Genomic DNA, 3,317 nt, shown 5'->3' on the forward strand with positions numbered 1-3,317 from the left:
GCTCAACGTCAATTTTGCTGGTGCGACCTACCAGGCCCGGTTTCTGCTGGCCGAGGTGGAACTCGGCGAAGCAAGGATCGACACCGACAGTACCCATGTGTTTATCGGGGATAACACGACAGTCGCCGTCATTCCCCAGCCCGGCAAGCAGTTCCGCATCGTCGGTCCCGATTTCACGCAAGGCGAAACCGCGGCCGAAGCGATCGACTTTTCGCGCTTCGAGCGCTTCCTGGCCGATAATCAACTGTTCAAGGGCTGGCGCTTCCACTCTCCGAGCCGAGTGATGAGCTACCGCATGCACAAGCGGGTGGCGGAACAGTTCCGGGTCGGCCGGGTATTCCTGGCCGGCGACGCCGCTCACATTCACTCGCCCGCCGGCGGCCAGGGCATGAATACGGGCATGCACGACGCGGTCAACCTGTCCTGGAAGCTGGCGCTTGTGCTCAAGGGCCAGGCCGGTCCGGGCCTGCTCGACTCGTATGAACACGAACGCCGCAGCACCGCGAACGGCGTTGTCGCCGCGACCGACAAAGCGATGCAGATGGTCACCCGGCCGGGGCCGTTCATGCGCTTCCTGATGGGGGCGGTCGGACCGATGCTGTTCCGGATATACCAGCCCAAGGCAACCATTGCCGCCATGGCCCAGCTCAAGCTGCACTACCGCGGCTCGCTTGACGGACAGGGTAAAACGGCTGTGCTCGAGGTCGGGGACCGTATGCCGCGCCTTCCTGTGGCACGTCTTCAGACCACCCTGGATGCCTTCCGGGACGGCGGCTTCGTTCTCTTCCTGTGCGGCGATGCCACCGCCATCGACAAGAACAGCGCACTGCTGCATGAGCTGCACGCGCGTCTGCCGCTGACCTGCTGGGCAATCGTCAGCGACCGCAATTTCCATGCGCGCGAGCCGGACCTGGCCCGCTACTTCCCAGACAGCAGCGGCGTGTACGGCCGGCTCGGTGCACCTGCGGCCATCCTGTGCCGGCCCGATGGCTATGTATTGGCGATCGACAGCGCGGATGGCCTGCCCAATGTCCAGGCCGCCGTCGCGGCGCTGTCAGGCATGGGACGGGCCGGCCCCTCCAGTCACGTGGCGTCCCGCCACGACACGCGTTGCGCCGCCTGATTATTCCTAACCAAAAGTCCACATATGAAACTTCAATCATCCACATCCCGCCGTCAACGCGTTCTGACGGCAACGGCCGCACTGGCCGTGTCCGGCGTGGCTGCGGTTGCCTTGCTGGCCCCGCATGCCCGTACCTCGGCCAAGCCCGATGAGCGTCCTCCGCTGGTCGAAGTGGACGCCACCGCAGTCGTTCCGAAAGACATAGTCCAGTGGCATAGCTATTCGGGCCGCCTGGAAGCGGTCGAAAAGGTCCAGGTCCGCCCTGAGGTCTCGGGCACGATCGTCGCCGTCCACTTCAAGGACGGCGTGCTGGTCAGGAAAGGCGATCCACTGTTCACGATCGATCCGCGTCCCTACCAGGCCGAGGTCGACAGGGCGGGGGCGCAACTCGCCGCGGCTCAGGCGCGCAGTGAATACGCGGCGGCCGAAGCGGCGCGTGCTGAACGGCTTATCGCCGACAACGCCATGGCCCGGCGCGATTACGATGCCAGGCAGAACGCCGCACGCGAAGCGGCAGCCGGCTTACTGGCAGCCAGGGCCATGCTGGCGTCGGCCAGGCTCAACCTGTCGCGCACCGTCATCCAGGCGCCGATCAGCGGGCGCGTATCGCGCGCCGAGATCACGGTTGGTAACGTGGTGACGGGCGGTGCCGAGGCACCGCCGCTGACAACGCTGGTTTCGGTGGCGCCGATCTACGCGTCCTTCGAAGTTGACGAACTCAGCTATCTCCGCTACCTGAACCGCAACAAGAAGAATCCCATCCCCGTCCTGCTCGGATTGGCCGACGAGACGGCCCTCGCATACCGGGGGCAGTTGGTATCGATCGATAACCAGGTCGATCCGGCTGCGGCAACCGTCCGTGTGCGCGCGCGGTTCGACAATGCCGACGGCGCCCTGGTGCCGGGACTGTTCGCCCGCGTCAAGCTCGGCGACGATGTGGCCCGTCCGGCCGTGCTGGTCAGCGACGCTGTCATCAATACCGATCAGGACAAGAAGTTCGTGCTTGTCGCCAACGGGGCGGACCGGGTCGAACGCCGTGAAGTCACGCCGGGCGAACTGGCCGATGGACTGCGGATCATTACCAAGGGACTGGTGGCGGGCGACCGCGTCCTGCTGAACAACCTGCATCGTGTGCAGCCGGGCGACCAGGTCAAGGTCAAGCTGGTTGCACTGGACAACGCCGCCGTCAAACAGCCATGAACATCTCAAAATTCTTCATCGATCGGCCGATTTTCTCGTCGGTCCTGTCGGCACTCATTTTACTGGCGGGCCTGTTTTCCCTGTTCCACCTGCCGGTATCCGAGTATCCCGAGGTGGTCCCTCCATCGATCGTGGTGGAAGCCAAGTACCCAGGCGCCAATCCCAAGGTGATTGCCGAATCGGTGGCCGCGCCGCTCGAAGAGCAGATCAACGGCGTCGAGCACATGCTGTACATGCAGTCCCAGGCCAACAGCGACGGCAATCTCGCCCTGACTGTCACGTTCCAGGTCGGTACCGACCCGGACAAGGCACGCCAGTTCGTCCAGGCCAGGGTCGCCCAGGCCTTGCCACGCTTGCCCGAGGATGTGCAACGGCTGGGCGTGACGACGGTGAAATCGTCGCCGACCCAGACCCTGGTGGTGCACCTGGTGTCGCCTGACAACCGCTACGACATGACTTACCTGCGCAATTACGGCATCCTCAACATCAAGGACCGGCTCGAACGCGTGCCGGGCGTCGGCGCGGTCAAGATCTGGGGCGGCGGAGATTATTCCATGCGCATCTGGCTCGATCCGGCCAAAGTCGCGCAGCGCGGCTTGACCGCAAAGGACGTGATCGCCGCCATCAAGGAACAGAACGTGCAGATCGCTGCCGGCGTCGTGGGCGCATCGCCGATGGGCGACGAGGCGCAGATGCAGCTGGCCATCAATGCGCATGGACGCCTGAGCAGCGAAAGCGAGTTCGGCGACATCGTGCTGAAAAGCTCGCCCAGCGGTGGCGTGACGCGACTGCGCGACGTTGCCCGCATCGAGCTGGGCGCCTCCGAATATGGCTTGCGTTCGCTGTTGGATGAAAAGCCGGCGGTAGCCTTTGCCATCCTGCAGGCGCCGGACGGCAACGCGCTCGACATCTCGCGTCAGGTGCGCGAGATCATGACCGAGGCCAAGCGCGACATGCCGGCCGGCGTCGATTACCGCATCGTGTTCGATCCGAC

General features: G+C 64.5%; 3 protein-coding genes. All 3 read left to right on the plus strand.

Going from position 1 to position 3,317, the window contains the following annotated elements:
- On the plus strand, positions 1-1,123 hold a 1,123-nt coding region (locus AC1DYX_RS29585), incomplete at its 5' end, for an FAD-dependent monooxygenase (RefSeq protein ID WP_477265561.1).
- Positions 1,124-1,147: 24 nt separating this feature from the next.
- The gene (locus AC1DYX_RS29590) at positions 1,148-2,323 is read left to right on the plus strand and encodes an efflux RND transporter periplasmic adaptor subunit (protein WP_477265563.1); all 1,176 of its coding nucleotides are present in this window, start codon (positions 1,148-1,150) and stop codon (positions 2,321-2,323) included.
- Positions 2,320-3,317 (plus strand): efflux RND transporter permease subunit (locus AC1DYX_RS29595; protein ID WP_477265565.1); only part of this gene is annotated, 998 nt, incomplete at its 3' end. The genes AC1DYX_RS29590 and AC1DYX_RS29595, both read left to right, overlap by 4 nt.

The organism is Massilia sp. P2_C2 (assembly GCF_056404615.1).